This is a genomic window from Marinimicrobium alkaliphilum (genome assembly GCF_003259155.1).
GTDB classification, from domain to species: domain Bacteria; phylum Pseudomonadota; class Gammaproteobacteria; order Pseudomonadales; family Cellvibrionaceae; genus Marinimicrobium_A; species Marinimicrobium_A alkaliphilum.
Window position 1 is genome coordinate 172,882 of record NZ_QGMQ01000007.1, and the last position, 16,357, is coordinate 189,238.

The 16,357-nt window shown below is 59.7% G+C and carries 12 protein-coding genes; 8 read left to right on the forward strand and 4 right to left on the reverse strand.

What is annotated here, in order from left to right; all coding sequences use genetic code 11:
• The first annotated feature begins 157 nt into the window (after positions 1 to 157).
• Positions 158 to 3,136 carry a carboxypeptidase-like regulatory domain-containing protein gene (locus DKW72_RS12820; RefSeq protein ID WP_111642781.1) on the forward strand — a complete coding sequence of 993 codons (2,979 nt, stop codon included), beginning with the start codon at positions 158 to 160 and terminating at the stop codon, positions 3,134 to 3,136.
• Between the two features lie 74 nt (positions 3,137 to 3,210).
• Here DKW72_RS12820 and DKW72_RS12825 read toward each other — a convergent pair whose 3' ends face one another.
• The 3 genes from DKW72_RS12825 to rsgA are packed head-to-tail and all read right to left on the reverse strand — an operon-like array spanning position 3,211 to position 6,565.
• Positions 3,211 to 4,695, reverse strand: coding sequence for a RimK family protein (locus DKW72_RS12825; RefSeq protein ID WP_111642782.1), 1,485 nt, complete (start codon positions 4,693 to 4,695; stop codon positions 3,211 to 3,213).
• A 13-nt stretch (positions 4,696 to 4,708) separates the two neighbouring features.
• Positions 4,709 to 5,518 carry a sulfurtransferase gene (locus DKW72_RS12830; protein WP_111642783.1) on the reverse strand — a complete coding sequence of 270 codons (810 nt, stop codon included), beginning with the start codon at positions 5,516 to 5,518 and terminating at the stop codon, positions 4,709 to 4,711.
• 42 nt (positions 5,519 to 5,560) lie between these two features.
• Positions 5,561 to 6,565 (reverse strand): small ribosomal subunit biogenesis GTPase RsgA, encoded by a 1,005-nt coding sequence (gene rsgA / locus DKW72_RS12835; protein ID WP_111642784.1) that lies wholly within the window; start codon positions 6,563 to 6,565, stop codon positions 5,561 to 5,563.
• A 73-nt stretch (positions 6,566 to 6,638) separates the two neighbouring features.
• Between rsgA and orn the strand changes: the two genes are divergently transcribed.
• The 3 genes from orn to DKW72_RS12850 all read left to right on the forward strand — a co-directional run bounded on the left by orn (position 6,639) and on the right by DKW72_RS12850 (position 9,734).
• Positions 6,639 to 7,181, forward strand: coding sequence for an oligoribonuclease (orn, locus tag DKW72_RS12840; RefSeq protein WP_111642785.1), 543 nt, complete (start codon positions 6,639 to 6,641; stop codon positions 7,179 to 7,181).
• Positions 7,182 to 7,416: 235 nt separating this feature from the next.
• Entirely contained in the window at positions 7,417 to 9,177 is a 1,761-nt protein-coding gene (locus tag DKW72_RS12845; RefSeq protein WP_111642786.1) for a LamG domain-containing protein, read from the forward strand.
• 146 nt (positions 9,178 to 9,323) lie between these two features.
• Positions 9,324 to 9,734 carry a hypothetical protein gene (locus DKW72_RS12850; protein ID WP_198411339.1) on the forward strand — a complete coding sequence of 137 codons (411 nt, stop codon included), beginning with the start codon at positions 9,324 to 9,326 and terminating at the stop codon, positions 9,732 to 9,734.
• Positions 9,735 to 9,841: 107 nt separating this feature from the next.
• Here the strand turns inward: DKW72_RS12850 and queG are convergent, their stop codons facing one another.
• The gene (queG, locus tag DKW72_RS12855) at positions 9,842 to 10,951 is read right to left on the reverse strand and encodes a tRNA epoxyqueuosine(34) reductase QueG (RefSeq protein WP_111642788.1); all 1,110 of its coding nucleotides are present in this window, start codon (positions 10,949 to 10,951) and stop codon (positions 9,842 to 9,844) included.
• Between the two features lie 108 nt (positions 10,952 to 11,059).
• On the opposite strand from queG, the gene DKW72_RS12860 reads away from it, so the two are divergent.
• The 4 genes from DKW72_RS12860 to mutL all read left to right on the forward strand — a co-directional run bounded on the left by DKW72_RS12860 (position 11,060) and on the right by mutL (position 16,356).
• Complete coding sequence (locus DKW72_RS12860) at positions 11,060 to 12,538, forward strand: NAD(P)H-hydrate dehydratase (RefSeq protein WP_111642789.1); 1,479 nt, start codon at positions 11,060 to 11,062, stop codon at positions 12,536 to 12,538.
• 1 nt (position 12,539) lies between these two features.
• The gene (gene tsaE, locus DKW72_RS12865) at positions 12,540 to 13,013 is read left to right on the forward strand and encodes a tRNA (adenosine(37)-N6)-threonylcarbamoyltransferase complex ATPase subunit type 1 TsaE (RefSeq protein WP_111642790.1); all 474 of its coding nucleotides are present in this window, start codon (positions 12,540 to 12,542) and stop codon (positions 13,011 to 13,013) included.
• A gap of 61 nt (positions 13,014 to 13,074) precedes the next feature.
• Complete coding sequence (locus DKW72_RS12870; protein ID WP_198411340.1) at positions 13,075 to 14,442, forward strand: N-acetylmuramoyl-L-alanine amidase; 1,368 nt, start codon at positions 13,075 to 13,077, stop codon at positions 14,440 to 14,442.
• A 36-nt stretch (positions 14,443 to 14,478) separates the two neighbouring features.
• Positions 14,479 to 16,356, forward strand: a complete 1,878-nt coding sequence (gene mutL, locus DKW72_RS12875) for a DNA mismatch repair endonuclease MutL (RefSeq protein ID WP_111642792.1) — start codon at positions 14,479 to 14,481, stop codon at positions 16,354 to 16,356.
• The last annotated feature ends 1 nt before the right edge of the window (position 16,357 follow it).

Below are 16,357 nucleotides of genomic sequence, written 5' to 3' on the forward strand. Positions count from 1 at the left end.
GATTTGTATCACATTCCGGTCTATGCGCGTTGTTTTCGAAGAGGGCGGTTGCTAATATCCGCGCCGGACCGAAGTATTCCGCCCAAGTAGGGAATGACCAGGGAGTCAGCGGGCGGATAAACGGATATTTTAATCAGGAATGAAATGGAGTTTACGCATGTCTAAGACGCGTTCAGCTTTTCCTTTCTTTGCCCGTCGCGCGCTCCTCGGCGCTTCAATTTTTACCGCAAGTATGGCTCTGACCGGCTGTCTGGTTGAAGGTGATGAGTCGACCTCGACATCTACCTCCAACGCCGATACCGTCACAAACCCCGTCCACGATATTGAATCCGAACGCCAGATTACCGGTACCATCCAGGGTATTCTGCGCGATCGTGTCAGCGGCAATCCGATTGTTGGTGCCGTGATCAGTGTCGGTGTTCAGCAGGCCACCAGTAACGAGCTCGGACAGTACGTTATTGAAAATGTTCCGGTGACCACGCCGACCTACGACGACGGCGGTGATGAGGTCTATCAGGTCACCATCGATCTTCGTGACATTGAAGGCGAGGCGGATTACCCCTACCCGGACTTTTTCTATGACACCGCGCGAGTGACTTTTGGTCGCTTCACCCCGATCGAAGCCGAAGCGATGGACGGTGAAAACTTCCAGCAGGGCACCTTCCATCAGGTCATCTCCGGCCTTGTTACCGCTCTGGATCTGCAGGTAGGCAAGCTTTCTACCAGCGTATCGGGCCGTGTTGTAGCCGGTTTGAATGAACTGCGCCTCGACCCGCATGCGCCGCTTACCGGTGCCACGGTCAGCCTGTATCAAACCTCCAGTGTTGACCAGAGTAACCGCGTCGTCGCCCAGACAACCACCGATGCCGATGGCAACTTCTCGTTCAGTGAAGTTGAGGCCCAGGCCGGCTTGCGCTTGGTGGCGCTGTTTGAAGACGACTATGGTGAAGAGTATTACGGCGAAGTGAGCTTCGTGGCGCCCGAGCGCGACGGTGAAGAAGTCCGCTTCAATCTGCTCGACAGCGCTGGCGTTGTGGGTCTGCGTGGCCCCGCACTGCAAGTCAGTCTGCTTGAGCAACAGGGCCCGGTTATTCGCCAGGTTACCCCGGAGAATTACAGCGACCTGAGCCTCAGCGACGGCAGCACTGAAGTGCGTTTCTACTTCAACCGCCCGCTGCGCGACAACGTTTACGCGCGTGCGCTCGAGCCGTCTGCATCCGCGATTGAGGGTCTGTACCGCGATGTGGAAGTCACCTACGACGGCACCAAGATCGATCACGGCGCTTTGCGTCCGAACGACGACGAGCCGCGTCCCAACTACACCCTGAGCTGGGAAGACAACTATCAGGTGCTCGTGGTCAGCCTGGAAAACCTGGCCGAATCCGCGCTCTACACTGTTGATATCAGCGCGGCCGAAGGTGCCAGCAAACTGGTTGACCTGCTCAATCGCCCCGCTCGCTTGAGTGGTTTTGGGAGCCATGCCGCCATCGCCCAGCCGCGCGTAGAGTTCACCACCCGTGGTGATGGTAGCCCGGACGCGCCGGAGATCAGCCTGACCGCCAGCAATGTCGATATCTTCGATACCCTGATGCTGCAATGGTCTGCCGTCGATAACGCACGTCTGTACCGCGTATACACCCAGCGTGTCGCGCTTAACGGTGATGTTGACGACTACCTGCCGGGTTACTGGGAGCTGGACGAAGTCACCACCGCGCACTACAGCGTGGGTGCCGATCTGATTTCTTCGGATAACCACCCAGTGGCCGTGTACTTCAAGGTCACCGCCGTGAGTGCTGACGATACCGAGAGTGGCTACAGCAATGTGATCGGCCCGATTACCGATACTGTGGCTCCCTCATTCGTGGTGCCCAACGACGTACTCAACCTGACCGGCACGTATCTTGAGTTGCCGATTAGCGAACCGGTGCGCGAGTTTGTTGAAGAGGACAGCGCCCGCGTTGAGATTTTGCTGAGCGACGCGGACGAAAACGTGATTGATGTTGTCGAAGTTGAAGCCTTTGGTTTCTCTCCTCACCTGGCGGTAGAAATCAACGAAGCGATGGATATCCCGAGCTTTGATGACCTGGCCGACGAAACCCTGGGGCAGATCCGCACCGGTTGGAACGGCGTCTGGCGCGCGGGCTTGAACACAGTGCTGGAAAACAACAACGTTTTCGACTATGAACGCGTCAACCGTCAGCCTGCGCTGAGCACGGGTCTGTGCCTGGTGGTCGACAATGCGGAAGGCAATCTCTTCAGCCGCAACTCTGATGACTACCAGGACGGCGAAGTGCTGTCGATGACCCTGTCAGTTCTGGATACAGGGTTGGATGAAATCGTTCATGACGACGACAATGATGTCTTCTACGTTTACACCGGCGCCAATGGTGTTTGTAACAGCATCTCGGCACTGCTGAACTTCTATCACGATGAGCTCAACGATGGTTCGAACGACTCGCCGTGGATCGGCGTGGCGGAGAATGAGGACGGTGCAGTTGTAGACAACGATTTCAGCGGCGTCGCCCAGTGGGCTGTGGCTGAGCTTGAAGGCGCGCTCCTGGGTAGTGTGTCGGTCGAGATCGACTGGCGTCATTTCCGCTTGGCCAATCGTGCCGAGTCTCTGACCCAGCTGGCGCGTGCCGGTGTCGATGAGTTCTGGACCGATCCGGATGACCTGTCTCTGCCCACCCTTAGCCAGCTGACCCAGAACAATGACGTCTCTCGTCCCGGTTCGGCCGCGCCGCTGGGTGCTCAATGGCAATTCGTATTGCCGGGTGAGGCCCCCATCGATAGCCGTCCGGGTGTGCTGTACTTTGATGACGATGCTGAAGAGGCCAACTTTGCCTGGCGCGGTACCCGTACCAACCCGAACACCAACGTCGTGGTTTACGAGTTCCGTGATAACAGTGCCAGTGACTTCGAAGGCCTGGAAGACGACGTTGATGCGCGCGGTGAGCGGGCGCTGCCGTACAGCCTGAACGAGCATGTGCGCAGTGTTGAAGTGCTGCGGGTCGTGGCGGATAGCGTAGAGGATATTGCCGGCAACACCAACGCCAGCTATACCCTGGTGCGTACCTACACCCGTAGTGAAGACTTGTCGACCACAGAAGCCGAAGATCGCTTTATCGCGGACTGACGCTGGTTGATGCTGACTCCTGTCCAAGGATGGACACAAAAAACCCGGCAGCTGCCGGGTTTTTTGTGTCTCGGTTAGCGGTCTTCCCGCACCCGCCGTTTCTGCTCAACCCGGTTAATAAACTCCTGCATGATCATCTGATACAGCTCGTCACCGATAAACTCGTCTTCAACTCCGGCGTCGATACTCGGGTTGTCATTGACTTCGATGACCACGACGCGTTTTCCAGCCTGCTTGAGATCGACGCCATAGAGGCCGTTACCAATCAGAGAGGCGGCTTTGATGGCGGTGTTGACCACAGCCTTCGGCGCTTCGTATGTGGGCATGGTCTGATAGCTGCCGGAAGGATCGCCGCTCTGGCTGTGATCATAGATTTGCCAGTGGTTGCGGGCCATAAAGTATTTGCAGGCGTACAGGGGCTTGCCGTTGAGCACGCCAATGCGCCAGTCGTACTCCGTGTATAAAAACTCTTGCGCCAGGAGCAGGGCAGAGTGCTTGAGTAGACTGTTGACGGCGCTGTCCAGCTCCGCGCGATCTTCGACCTTGACCATCCCCCGGGAAAAAGAGCCGTCCGGAATCTTCAGGATTAATGGCAGCCCCAGTTCTTCGGCAATGCTGTCGAGCAGCGCCGGGGTGCTGTTGGACAGCAGCCGGGTTTTTGGTGTTGGCACCTTGCGGTTGCCGAAAAGGTCGGCAAGGTAAACCTTGTTGGTGCAGCGGATAATCGACTGGGGATCATCCATGACCACCAAGCCTTCCGTTTCTGCCCGACAGGCAAATTCGAACGTGTGATGGTCGATATTGGTGGTCTCACGGATAAACAGCATATCGTATTCGGGCAGTCGCCGAATGTCCTTGCGCCCGATAAAGTCCACGTCGATGCCGAGTTTTTCGCCTGCGCGCACAAACTTTTTCAGCGCCTTCGGGTCGCTCGGGGGCAGCTTCTCATCCTTGTCTACCAGTATCGCCATATCGTAACGACTGGGTTTGCGCTTTTTAGGATTGCGCCACAGCTGGGCGCTAAAGCGGTCCAGGGCATTGGCAAAATGCTCTTGGGCGTTGTCGTCAAGTGCATGCAGTGGGCTGATTTTGAGGGCACTGATGCGCCAGCCGTCTTCCCACTCCAGCTGAACCCGCAGGAGTGGGCAGGGGTGCTGATCGAACAGTTCGCGCGCGAGTTTCTGCAACTCGGGCACGCTGCTTTCACCCAGGAAAATCCAGAAGTCCAGTCGCTGGTCCGTATGGCTGGCGAGCTTTTTCAGCAGCTTTTCTGACTGGCTGTGGAGCTGTTCCTGAATCACCGCAAAGCTGCGTCGGTTGCGCAGGTCGTTAAGGGTCTTTACAGACGGGATGACCGAGTGTCCCCGGGCCTCGGCCAGCAACGAGCAGTAGTAACCCTTGCTCAGGTAGCCGAATTTTCGGCACAGGTTGATGACCCGGGTGCGGGTGCCCGGTTGGGCTGGTAGTTGTAAGTAGTCATCGAAGGTGATGACCCGTTCACTGGGGAAATAGGGCGCCCAGTCCTGGGCGCTTTCCACAACAATTATCAGGCGCGACAAGTGTCAGTCCTCGTTAAGCTGTTTCAACCGGAGTTTCCGGGTGGTTGCCCCACTCGGCCCAGGAGCCGTGGTAGCCTTTGATGTCAAAGCCCAGTACCTTACCGACCAGGTAGGTGAAGCCCGAGCGATGGTGCGTCTGGCAGTGGGTGACAATGCGTTTGTCTTTGGTAATGCCAAGCTTGGCCAGGTAAGCTTCGGCGTCCGGGCGAATGCGTAAACTGTCTTGGTGGTCCATCAGGCTGGTCCACTCGGCGTTGATCGCGCCGGGAATGTGGCCGCCTTTTTGTGCAAGGACTTTCTCGCCCCGATACTCGGCGGGGCTGCGCGCATCCCACACGAGAAAGTCCTCTTTATCCAGGTTTGCCAAAATCTCCGGGATTTCCACTAGCACATCCGGGTTGATGGTGACGCTGGCCTCGCGCATCTCCACCTGCTCTTCTTTGGTAGACAGCGGTAGTCCCTCCGCTTTCCAGGCGTGCAGGCCGCCGTTGAGGTAGCTGTAGTGAGGGTGGCCAATGGTATCCAGTGTCCAGATAAAGCGCCCAGCCCAGCCGCCACCTTCATCGTCGTAGACAATAAAGTGCGTATCCGGGGTCAGGCCCAAATAGGTAAACAGGCGGTCGAGCTGCTCCGCGGGGGCAATCCGCCCGGGAGCTGGGGGAATGTTGCACAGCAGCATCTGCGGCGGCACATGCACTGAGCCGGGGATGTGTCCGGCGCGGTAACTGCTTTCGCTGCACAGGTCGACGATCACGACGTTTGCCGGCAGCGGTTTGAGTTCGGCGAGAACTTCGGGCTCAATAAGCAGGGGTAAGTCAGACATACAATCCTCTTCCGTTTATCAGGATTCAAAAGCGATAGGGCTCTACTGCTGGTCCAGCGTCGCCAGAATATGGCGGTAACTGGCCAGGCGTTCCGGGCGAACCTCGCCCTTTTCCACCGCCTGGAGAATCGCGCAGCCAGGCTCCTGAGTGTGTGAGCAGTCCCGAAACTTGCAGTAGCCGAGCAGGGGGCGCAGCTCCACAAAACCCTCAATCACCTGTTCCGGTTCCATGTGCCAGAGGCCAAACTCGCGAATGCCGGGCGAGTCGATCAGGTGGCCGCCACCGATGACATGGAACAGCTTGGCGTTGGTGGTGGTGTGCGTGCCCTGCTGCTTCTCCGACAGGTCACCGATGCGCAAGTTGCTGTCGGGCAGCAGGTGGTTGATCAGTGAAGACTTGCCTACCCCGGACTGACCGACAAAGACACTGGTGAAATCCGCCAGGTAGCGGGTCAGGTTGTCCATGCCCGCACCGGTATGACTCGACACCTCAAGCACAGTGTAGTCCAGAGAGCGGTACAGGTCGCACAGTCGAGCGATCATTTCGCGGTTGCTGTCTTCGATACGGTCGGACTTGTTCATCAACAGAACCGGTTTGATCTCCATGGCTTCCGCCGCCACCAGATAGCGGTCGATCAGGTTGGCGTGAGGTTCGGGGTAGGGGGCAAAGACCACCAGGATGCGGTCAATATTGGCCGCGACCGTCTTCAGGTCGCCGTAGGGATCGGGCCGGCTCAGTGCCGACAGGCGCGGCTCGATGGCCACGACCACGCCATAGGGCTCCGCGTCGCGCCAGATGACCCGATCCCCGGTGACCAGAGAGCCCAGGTTGCTACGAAAGTGGCAGCGCTTGCTTTCGCCCTCGGCTTCAATCAGCACCTGGGTTCCGTAGTGAGTGATCACCAACCCCGAGCGTTCGGGGCCGAGCGCGTTGTCGTCCAGCTGTTGATCGGCTTGGGCACTGCGCTTGTCAGCCCGGCTGCGGCGTTCATCCTGGATTTTTTGAATCCGCCATGCCTGGCGGCGGGTCAGTCGGCGTTTGCTCATCAGTGTTGTACGGCCTGGCTCCACGGGTTACTCTTGCGAGCAATTGTGCCTGAAAAGCTGGGGAAAAACTGCTATGCCCGACGAAAATAATTTGATCTGGATCGACCTCGAGATGACCGGTCTGGACCCGGATGCGGATGTCATCATTGAAATCGCCACCGTCATCACCGATGCCCAGCTCAATATCCTGGCGGAAGGCCCAGTGCGGGCCATCCACCAGCCGGAATCGGCCCTTGAGGCCATGGATGAATGGAACACCCGCCAGCATGGCGGCTCGGGCCTGACCCAGCGGGTTCGTGAGAGTCAAACCTCCCTGGCGGATGCCGAAGCGGAGACCCTGGCGTTTCTCGAGCAGTGGGTACCCAAAGGCAAATCGCCCATGTGTGGCAACTCCATCTGTCAGGATCGGCGCTTCCTTGTGCGCGGCATGCCTGAGCTGGAGCGCTACTTTCACTATCGCCATATCGACGTCAGCACCCTGAAAGAGCTGGCGCGGCGCTGGCGCCCGGAGGTGGTTGAGGGCGTCAAAAAGAGCGGTTCTCACCTGGCTCTGGATGATATCCGGGATTCGATTGAGGAACTGCGCCACTACCGCGAGCACTTTATCAACGGTTGATAGCCGTAGACCCTCCTTTCCGGGCCAGCCTGTCCTGGCTGGCCTGTTATTCTCTTTTGTTATTAAGACTTGAGGCATATTAGTCGTCATTGGTCTAAGCCACGCAAAAAATCATTTGTCACACAAATCATTGCTATTATATTATTATATTCCAAGACCCCTCCCGTTGAGCGGTCAGTGGCCCACAACGGGCGCGCGCACAATAACATTAACAACTCGACAAGCAGGTAAAGCAATGAACAACAAGCATTTACTTCTCGCACTCCTCATGTCCGGTGTCCTGACGGCCTGTGGCAGCAGCTCCTCGGACGATCAACCGCCCGTAGGCAACGGCGATCAATCCTCATCGGAATCCAGTGAAAGTTCCGAGAGCTCCGAATCCAGCGAGAGCTCCGAGAGCTCCGAGAGCAGTGAACCCGAAGTGCCGACCACCGTTGGCCTGGTGGCACACTACCAGTTCCAGGATGACCTGAGTGATTCTACCGGTCACTTCTCCGACGGTACCGTCACCGGCAACCGCATCAACAACACCGAGGGGGGCTCCATTACCTACGCCTCCGGTGCCTTTGACGGCTCTACGGCGGTCGCTCTCGATGGCAGTAGTGGTGTGCGCCTGGCCGATGGTCTGATTGGCCCTGGAGCCTACACCATTTCCATCTGGTTGCACCCCGATCAACTCAGCCAGTTCACACCCAGCTTTTTTGGTGCGCGCACAGAAACCAGCTGGATCAGCCTGACACCAGCAGGCCCGGGTGACAACCAGAACACCATGTTCTGGTATGGCTCAGATATGGGTACAGGCTGGTTTGATGCGACTGCCGGCGAGCAGATCCCTGCCGGTGCCTGGAGCCATGTCGTGGCCTCGGTAACCAATGATCGCGATATCGTCGTTTATATCGACGGCGAGGAGAAGTTTACCGGCGCCAATGTGCCGAATGTGTTCTCCACCGAGGACGCGCTCTTCGCCCTGGGTGTGAACTATTGGGACGTTCCTTACACTGGTCTGATTGACGACCTGCGCATCTATGATGTAGCGCTGAACGCCGACGAAGTCGCGGCCCTGTTTGCCGGCGAAGAAATCGAAGTCGGCGGTGATCCGGTCGAAGAACTGCCGGAAGATGACGACGACGCCAACGGCGATGATGACGATGCCAGCGGTGGTGACGACGATGACGCCAATGGCGATGATGACGATGCCAACGGTGGTGACGACGACGCTAACGGTGATGATGACGATGCCAGCGGTGGTGACGATGACGGCGCTAACGGCGATGACGACGATGCTAGCGGTGGTGACGACGATGGCGCTAATGGCGATGACGAGGATACCAGCGAGAGTGCCATCGACGGCATCGAAGGATTGATGGTGCACTATGCCTTTGACGACAATCTGACTGACAGCGTGACCGGTGACGACGCACGAGTAGTTGGCGCCACTCCGCAAGCTTTCGACGAGGGTGCAATTACCTTTGTTGGCGATGCGGTGCGCGGATCTGCAGCCGTGTTTGACGGCACCAGTGGCCTTCGTTTGGAGGATCGCCTGATTACATCCTCTGACTTTTCCATCTCCTTCTGGATGAAGCCCGACGCCCTCACGCATTGGACCTCGGCAGTTTTTCTGGATGCTTATGGCCACGGTTGGGCCACGCTCGCGCCCGCCATTCACGTAGACGACCTCCTGTTTTACGCTTACGATTTTGATGGCGAGCGTCCAGGGGTTGCCGGTGGCACGACGATCGTTAATGAGTGGGTGCACGTGACCCTGACAGTGAGTGGTACCGTAGCACGTCTTTACAGAGACGGAGCGCTCGCTGGAGAGAACGTAGATGTGACCAACAACTTTGCTAACATCGCTGAAGATCATTTGATGGAAACGTCCATCGGTGTCAATCCTTGGGACACTCCTTACCAGGGGCTGATGGACGAGCTGCGCATCTACGACCGCGCGCTTACCGCAGAGGAAGTAGCTACTCTGGCTGGTGAAGCCAACGATTAACTCACCCCTCAACTGCAACTGAGTTACGCCCGCCGGGTCTCCCGGCGGGCGTTTTTTGTTTTCTGAAGCACATTTCGTTGTGCCGAGCCAGGTGTGATCGATATGACCGAAAAAGCGCAATCGCAATGTTAGAGTTTTTGAGGATCATGTTGTTTGGAACTACCGTTTTGTTGACGCCGGAGCCGATGGATATTGTTGATGGAGGCATCGAGATTGACCTTGATAAGCCTATTTCAGCCATTACGTCAGGCGCCGCCTTGTATCTTGACGTGTCTTCAATGCGTCCGCCGGAAGTGAATGATATTTTAGAGACCAGAAGCTGGGTTGATGAGACTTTCAGTAGCGGGTTTGTTTCAGTGAATTTGTTCAGTGCTTCTGGCAAGGAGGATCTTGAGCTTTCGTATCGGGGTTCGTCTTCTTGGGGGAAGGAGGTTGTTTATCTCATGCTTACGGCGAGAAGTGGCGTTCCTGTCGGTGTGGAATATGACCGACTGACCCTAAAGACTGATATTGATATCCACGATGTGCGCATAATTTGGAAAAACTACAGGCATTGAATGGTGAGCTTAGCGCGGGAGTATTTAGCGAGTAACGTATCATCGATGCCTCAGAGGGAAGGTTAATGCCGTGATTTCGCAGTAAGTTGCGGTTGAGAGCCTTACCGTCAACTGCGCCGAATCTTGCGCTTACGTCGATGATTGGTATCGTTCTGCCGCGCCAGCGCCCAGTCGATATGCTCAGCCACCAGCGCCGAAGCATCCGCGCGTCTGGCTTCCAGGGCCGCGATGATGGCCGGATCACTCGGGGCATTGCCCAGCCCCACCGCCAGGTTGCGCAGCCAACCTTCGTAGCCGGTGCGGCGAATGGCCGAGCCTTCGGTGCGCTGTAAAAACTCCGCTTCACTCCACTGAAACAGATCCACCAGATGACTCGAGTCCAGTTGATGGCGCGGTAAAAAATCCGTCTCGCCGGTAAATTGTGCGTACTTGTTCCAGGGGCAGATGGCCTGGCAGTCGTCGCAGCCGAACACCCGGTTGCCCATGGGTTCGCGAAACTCTTCCGGGATCGGCCCTTTGTTCTCGATGGTGAGATAGGAAATGCAGCGCCGGGCATCCAGTTCATAGGGCTGGGGAAAGGCGTCGGTGGGGCACACTTTCAGGCAGGCGGTGCAGTCGCCGCAGCGGTTGGGTTGTTCGGAGGTGTCCACCGGCAGGGGCAGATAGGTAAACAACTCGCCCAGGAAAAACCAACTGCCCGCTTCGCTGTTGAGAATCAGCGTGTGCTTTCCGGTCCAGCCCAGGCCGGCCTTGTCCGCCAGAGGACGCTCCAGTACCGGGGCACTGTCCACAAAGGGTCGGTGTTCGCCGGTGCGCGGAAAGTCCTCGGGTAACGCCGCTTCGATCTGTTGGCCGAGTTTGGCCAGGCGCTTGCGGATAAGCTTGTGGTAGTCGCGCCCGAGGGTATAGCGGGAGATGTAGGCTTTGGTGGGGTCCTTGAGTACCTGAATCTGTCGGGTATCGCCGGGTAGGTAGTCCATGCGCACCGAAATTACGCGCACTGTCCCCGGCACCAGCTCCGCCGGGCGCGTGCGTTTGTTGCCGGGCGCCGCAAGCCAGTCCATGGAGCCCTGATAGCCTTTGTCGAGCCAGGCGTGGAACTGGCGCTCGGCGTCGTCGAGGGCAATGTCGGTGATACCCACCTGCTGAAAGCCCAGCTCGCGGCCCCAGCGTTTGATATCGGCGGCGAGCTGGTGAAAATCGAAGGTATCAGTCATAGGGCCTGTCAGCGTAGGGGTGATCACGCGTATAATTCTGCCAGAAATTGCCCGGGGCTGCTGGCCCTGTGTTTCAGCCGCTTCACGCCAAAGGACGCCGTTGCGCTTATGACTACTGCCCTGTATACCGCCGATCAGGTGCGCGCCCTGGATCAGGCCGCCATCGCCGCCGGCATTCCCGCCATCCATCTGATGAAACGCGCCGGCCGCGCCGCTTTCGAGCAGTTGCTCAAGCGTTTTGGGTCGCCCAGCGAGCTGACCGTTTATTGTGGCGCAGGCAATAACGCCGGCGATGGCTATGTGATCGCCGCGCTCGCCGCCCAGCGACGCCTGTCGGTGCGGATCGTGCAAGTGGGTGACCCGGCCAGGCTGTCCGCTGAGGCGCGCCAGGCCTACGAATTCGCCTGCCAGGAGCAGGTGCCCATGGCTCCCCTGGGGGCAGCGCCCACTCAGGGCGCGATTGTCGATGCGCTGCTGGGCACAGGGCTGAAAGGCCCGGTTCGGGACGATTATGTCCCGGCGATTGAGCAGATCAATGCCAGTGGCCTGCCGGTGCTCGCGGTCGACATCCCCTCGGGGCTCAACGCCGATACCGGCTGTGTCGAGGGCGTCGCAGTCAAGGCGGGTGTCACCGTCACCTTTATTGGTCTCAAGCAGGGTCTGCTTACCGGACGCGGCCCGGCGCTGTGTGGTGAGTTGGTGTTGCGCGACCTGTCGGTACCGGACAGCATTTACGCGCAGGTGCCTGCCAGCCTCGAGGGCCTGGCGTTGGGCGAGCTTCTGGCCGCGTTGCCGGAGCGCGCGGCGGATGCTCACAAAGGTGACTTCGGTCATGTGATGATTATCGGTGGTGACACCGGCTATGGCGGAGCCGCGTTGATTGCGGCGGAAGCCGCTGCCCGCAGCGGCGCGGGACTGGTCAGTATCGCCACCCGGCCCGAGCATGTCCCGGCGATGCTGGTGCGCTGCCCGGAAGTCATGGCCTGCGGTGTGACCTCCGGACAGGAGTTGGAGCCCTGGTTGGCCCGGCCGACTGTGCTGGTGATCGGTCCGGGTCTGGGGCGCTCTCCCTGGTCTGAACAGATGCTTCAGCAGGCCGCCAACAGCGGTCTGCCCATGGTGGTCGATGCCGACGCCCTGAATCTGCTCGCCGAGGGGCGGGTGGTGCCCGGTGTGCCCAAGCGTGACAACTGGGTCCTGACGCCGCATCCCGGAGAGGCCGCGCGCCTGCTCGGCCAGGGCACGGCGGACGTGCAGGCGGATCGGATCAAGGCCGTTTCGGCGCTGCAAGCCCGCTTCGGCGGTGCCGTTATCCTCAAGGGGGTGGGCAGTCTGGTGGCGGCCGGCGGTACGACCGGACTGGTGACCGACGGCAACCCGGGCATGGCCTCGGGCGGCATGGGTGATCTGCTCAGCGGCCTGCTCGGCGGGCTGATGGCGCAGGGCCTGTCGGTCACCGACGCCGCGCGTCTGGGCGCCGTGCTGCACGCCAGTGCGGCCGATCTGGCCGCCGCCGAAACCGGCCAACGCAGTCTGTTGGCGACCGATCTGCTGCCCTATGTCTGCCAGTTGCTGAGTGTCGACTGACATGGACCGGATCTGGATGCTGGAGAATGAAGCGGCCACCCTTGCCCTTGGGCGCGCCCTGGGGCAACGGCTGAAGGCTTTACCTGAGCAGGTCACGGTATTCCTCGAGGGCGACCTGGGGGCCGGTAAAACCACCACCACCCGGGGGTTGCTCCAGGCCTTTGGCCACCAGGGGGCGGTCAAGAGCCCCACCTACACCCTGGTGGAAGCCTATGAGTGGCCCGAGCGGGCCGTGTATCACTTCGATCTTTACCGTTTGGGTGATCCCGAAGAGCTCGAATATATGGGCATTCGGGATTATTTTGCCGATGACAGTGTCTGCATCCTGGAGTGGCCGGAGCGCGGGCAAGGGTACCTGCCGACCCCGGATATCAGCCTGCAATTGCGGGTGGCGGGCAAGGGTCGGGAGGCCCGGCTGAGCGCGGCGACAAAAAAGGGTCAAGAGATACTGGCACAAGTGCTAGAATCATATTAAAGTAGTGCATAAGGATAAGTGGCTAACTTCTTGATAAGCGATAGAAAAGCCGTTTTAGAGGATGCCTGACGTGTTCCACAAGCTCCGCTTAAGACTCCGCACGCTCGGATTGATTGGGTGCCTCGCTGCACTCATGGCGGGTTTGTGGGTGCCTGTTGCCCAGGCGGCGGATGTCGAGGGTGTGCGTCTGTGGCGTGCCCCGGATCACACCCGGGTGGTCTTTGATCTGAGCCGACCTGCCGAACACCGCCTGTTTTCCCTGTCCGGGCCGGACCGGGTCGTGGTCGATATCAGCGGTGCGGACCTTAACGCTTCCCTTTCCGATTTGTCCCTCGATGATACGCCCTTGCGTGGCGTGCGCAGTGCCGTGCGCGACAACCGCGATTTACGCGTGGTGTTTGACCTGAAGCAGGGCGTCCGTCCGCGCAGCTTCCTGTTGCCCGCCGAGGGCGGCCAGGGCGATCGCCTGGTGATTGATCTGCACGATAACGAGGTGCGTGAGCGCCGGGTTGAGCCCGCCAGCGAGCCCGCGGGCAATCGCTCCCGGGATGTCATCATAGCCATTGATGCCGGCCACGGGGGCTCCGACCCCGGTGCCATTGGTCCGGGTGGGCTGCGCGAAAAAGATGTGGTATTGGACATTGGTGAGCGCCTGGTGGAGCTGATCAACAGCAAGCCGGGCTTCTCCGCCAAGCTGATTCGTACCGGCGATTACTATGTGCCCCTGAGCCGCCGCCGGGATCTGGCCCGGCAGATGCAGGCTGACCTGATGGTGTCGGTGCACGCCGATGCCTTCACCCATCCCTCGGCCCGCGGTGCTTCCGTTTTTGCGCTGTCCCGGCGCGGGGCCACCAGTGAGACCGCGCGTTTTCTCGCCCAGCGGGAGAACGAGGCCGATCGCATTCACGGTGTTGGCGGCATCAGTCTGGACGACAAAGACGAAATGCTTGCGGGGGTACTGGTGGACCTGTCCATGACCTCCACTCTGAACGACAGCCTGCGTGTTGGCGATTCGGTGCTCAAGTCCATGGATTCTGTGGCACGGTTGCACAAGCCCCGGGTCGAGCAGGCCAACTTTGCGGTTTTGCGTTCGCCGGATGTGCCGTCGATCCTGGTGGAAACCGGTTTTATTTCCAACCCCGAAGAGGCGCGCAAGCTCTCCACGTCGGCCTATCGGCGGCAGATGGCGGAATCCATCGCGCGCGGCGTTGAGCAGTACTTCGGGCAGAATCCCCCCGTAGGCACTCTCTTGGCCGAGCGCCGCGGTGGTGGCGGTGGCAGTGAGCAAGAGTACGTCATCTCCCGGGGTGACACTCTCTCGGGTATTGCCCGCCGCTATAATGTATCGGTCACGCGTTTACAGCAGGCCAACAACCTCAACGGTCACACCATTCGCGTTGGACAGACGCTGCGGATTCCGTCATCCTGACAGGCTTTTCCCACTGACAAGCCCTGACGATACCGCATGAAACGCATTCAACTGCTCAGCCCCCGCCTTGCCAACCAGATCGCCGCCGGTGAAGTGGTGGAGCGGCCTTCCTCCGTAATCAAAGAACTGCTCGAAAACAGCCTGGATGCCGGCGCCGACCGCGTGGAGTTGGACGTAGAGGATGGCGGCATCAAGCTGATGCGAGTGCGCGATAACGGCTCGGGCATTGGCAAGGACGACCTGCCTCTGGCGCTCAGCCGCCATGCCACCAGTAAAATCCACGTGCTCGACGATCTGGAAGCGGTGGCTACATTGGGTTTTCGGGGCGAGGCTCTCGCCAGTATCAGCTCGGTGGCACGCCTGGCCCTGACCAGCAACGACGGTGACACCAGCGCCGGCTGGCAGGTGGTAGCCGAGGGGCGGGATATGGAGACTGAGCTGTCGCCAGCGCCGCACCCGCGCGGCACCACCGTGGAAGTGCGCGACCTGTTTTTTAACACCCCCGCCCGGCGCAAGTTTCTGCGCACCGAAAAAACCGAATACAACCACCTGGAAGATGTGGTCAAGCGCCTGGCCCTGTCGCGCTTTGATGTCACCTTCAGTTTGCGCCACAACGGCCGCGCCATCCATAACTGGCGCGCCGGAGCCACTCAGCTGGAACAGGAGCGGCGCGTGGCTCAGGTGTGCGGCCCGGCGTTTATGGAGAATGCGGTCCATATCGATATCGAGCGCAGCGGTCTGCGCCTGTGGGGCTGGGTGGCCCTGCCGACCTTTTCCCGCAGTCAGGCGGATCTGCAACACTTTTATGTCAACGGCCGCTCGATTCGCGACAAGCTGGTGAGCCACGCAGTGCGCCAGGCTTATCAGGACGTGCTCTACCACGGTCGCCACCCGGCCTTTGTGCTCTATCTGGAGGTGGAGCCCTCGACCGTGGATGTCAATGTGCATCCCACCAAGCACGAAGTGCGCTTTCGCGACAACCGTACCGTGCACGGCTTTATTTACAGCAGCCTGCACCGGGCCCTGGCGGATGTGCGCCCGGAAGACCGACTTGAGCCGGGCGATCCGACCCTGGCGCAGAGCGCACCGGCGAGCGGCGCCGGTGCCGGTGAGTTTCAGGGCCAGGAGGCGATGCGCTTCCAGCCGTCACGCCCGACTGTTTCTGGCAGCTCAGGGTGGGGTGGCGCGCCCGCCTCTGGCGCGGGCCCTGACCGGGGTGCGATCCGCGATCAGATGGGTCACTACGCCGAGCTGCATCGCCCGGGGCCGGGCGCGGCACTGGCAGAACGTCCCTCTTCAGCGCCTATGCCGGAGGATGATGCCCAAGGTATTCCGCCGCTCGGCTATGCCATTGCCCAGCTCAAAGGCATCTATATCCTTGCGGAAAATGCCCAGGGCCTGGTGGTGGTGGATATGCACGCGGCTCACGAACGCATTACCTACGAGCGCATGAAAACCGCCTTTGCCGGTGGACGGGTGCAATCCCAGCCCCTGCTGGTGCCCGAGAGTATCGCCGTCAGCCAGAAAGAGGCCGACTGCGCCGAGGAGCACCTGGACACCTTTACCGCACTCGGCTTCGAGCTCCAGCGCGCCGGCCCGGAAACCCTGTTGATCCGTCAGCTGCCGGTAGTGCTCAACCGCGCCCCCGTCGCCCAGTTGGTGCGCGATGTCCTGGCCGACCTGATTGAGTACGGCACCAGCGACCGCATTCAGCAGCATATCAATGAAATCCTGTCCACCATGGCCTGCCACGGCTCGGTGCGCGCCAATCGCCGGCTCACCCTTGAGGAGATGAACGCCCTGCTGCGGGACATGGAGGCCACCGAGCGTAGCGGTCAGTGCAATCATGGCCGTCCCACCTGGTTCTTGCAGTCGCTGGACGAGCTCGACAAGTTGTTTATGCGCGGTCAATAGT

What these genes read in the sequence shown, in the direction of transcription:
- DKW72_RS12820 (WP_111642781.1), top strand. Translation starts at nt 158, where the DNA reads ATGTCTAAGACGCGTTCAGCTTTTCCTTTCTTTGCCCGTCGCGCGCTC.
- DKW72_RS12830 (WP_111642783.1), bottom strand. Translation starts at nt 5,518, where the DNA reads ATGTCTGACTTACCCCTGCTTATTGAGCCCGAAGTTCTCGCCGAACTC.
- rsgA (WP_111642784.1), bottom strand. Translation starts at nt 6,565, where the DNA reads ATGAGCAAACGCCGACTGACCCGCCGCCAGGCATGGCGGATTCAAAAA.
- orn (WP_111642785.1), top strand. Translation starts at nt 6,639, where the DNA reads ATGCCCGACGAAAATAATTTGATCTGGATCGACCTCGAGATGACCGGT.
- DKW72_RS12845 (WP_111642786.1), top strand. Translation starts at nt 7,417, where the DNA reads ATGAACAACAAGCATTTACTTCTCGCACTCCTCATGTCCGGTGTCCTG.
- DKW72_RS12850 (WP_198411339.1), top strand. Translation starts at nt 9,324, where the DNA reads ATGTTGTTTGGAACTACCGTTTTGTTGACGCCGGAGCCGATGGATATT.
- queG (WP_111642788.1), bottom strand. Translation starts at nt 10,951, where the DNA reads ATGACTGATACCTTCGATTTTCACCAGCTCGCCGCCGATATCAAACGC.
- DKW72_RS12860 (WP_111642789.1), top strand. Translation starts at nt 11,060, where the DNA reads ATGACTACTGCCCTGTATACCGCCGATCAGGTGCGCGCCCTGGATCAG.
- tsaE (WP_111642790.1), top strand. Translation starts at nt 12,540, where the DNA reads ATGGACCGGATCTGGATGCTGGAGAATGAAGCGGCCACCCTTGCCCTT.
- DKW72_RS12870 (WP_198411340.1), top strand. Translation starts at nt 13,075, where the DNA reads ATGCCTGACGTGTTCCACAAGCTCCGCTTAAGACTCCGCACGCTCGGA.
- mutL (WP_111642792.1), top strand. Translation starts at nt 14,479, where the DNA reads ATGAAACGCATTCAACTGCTCAGCCCCCGCCTTGCCAACCAGATCGCC.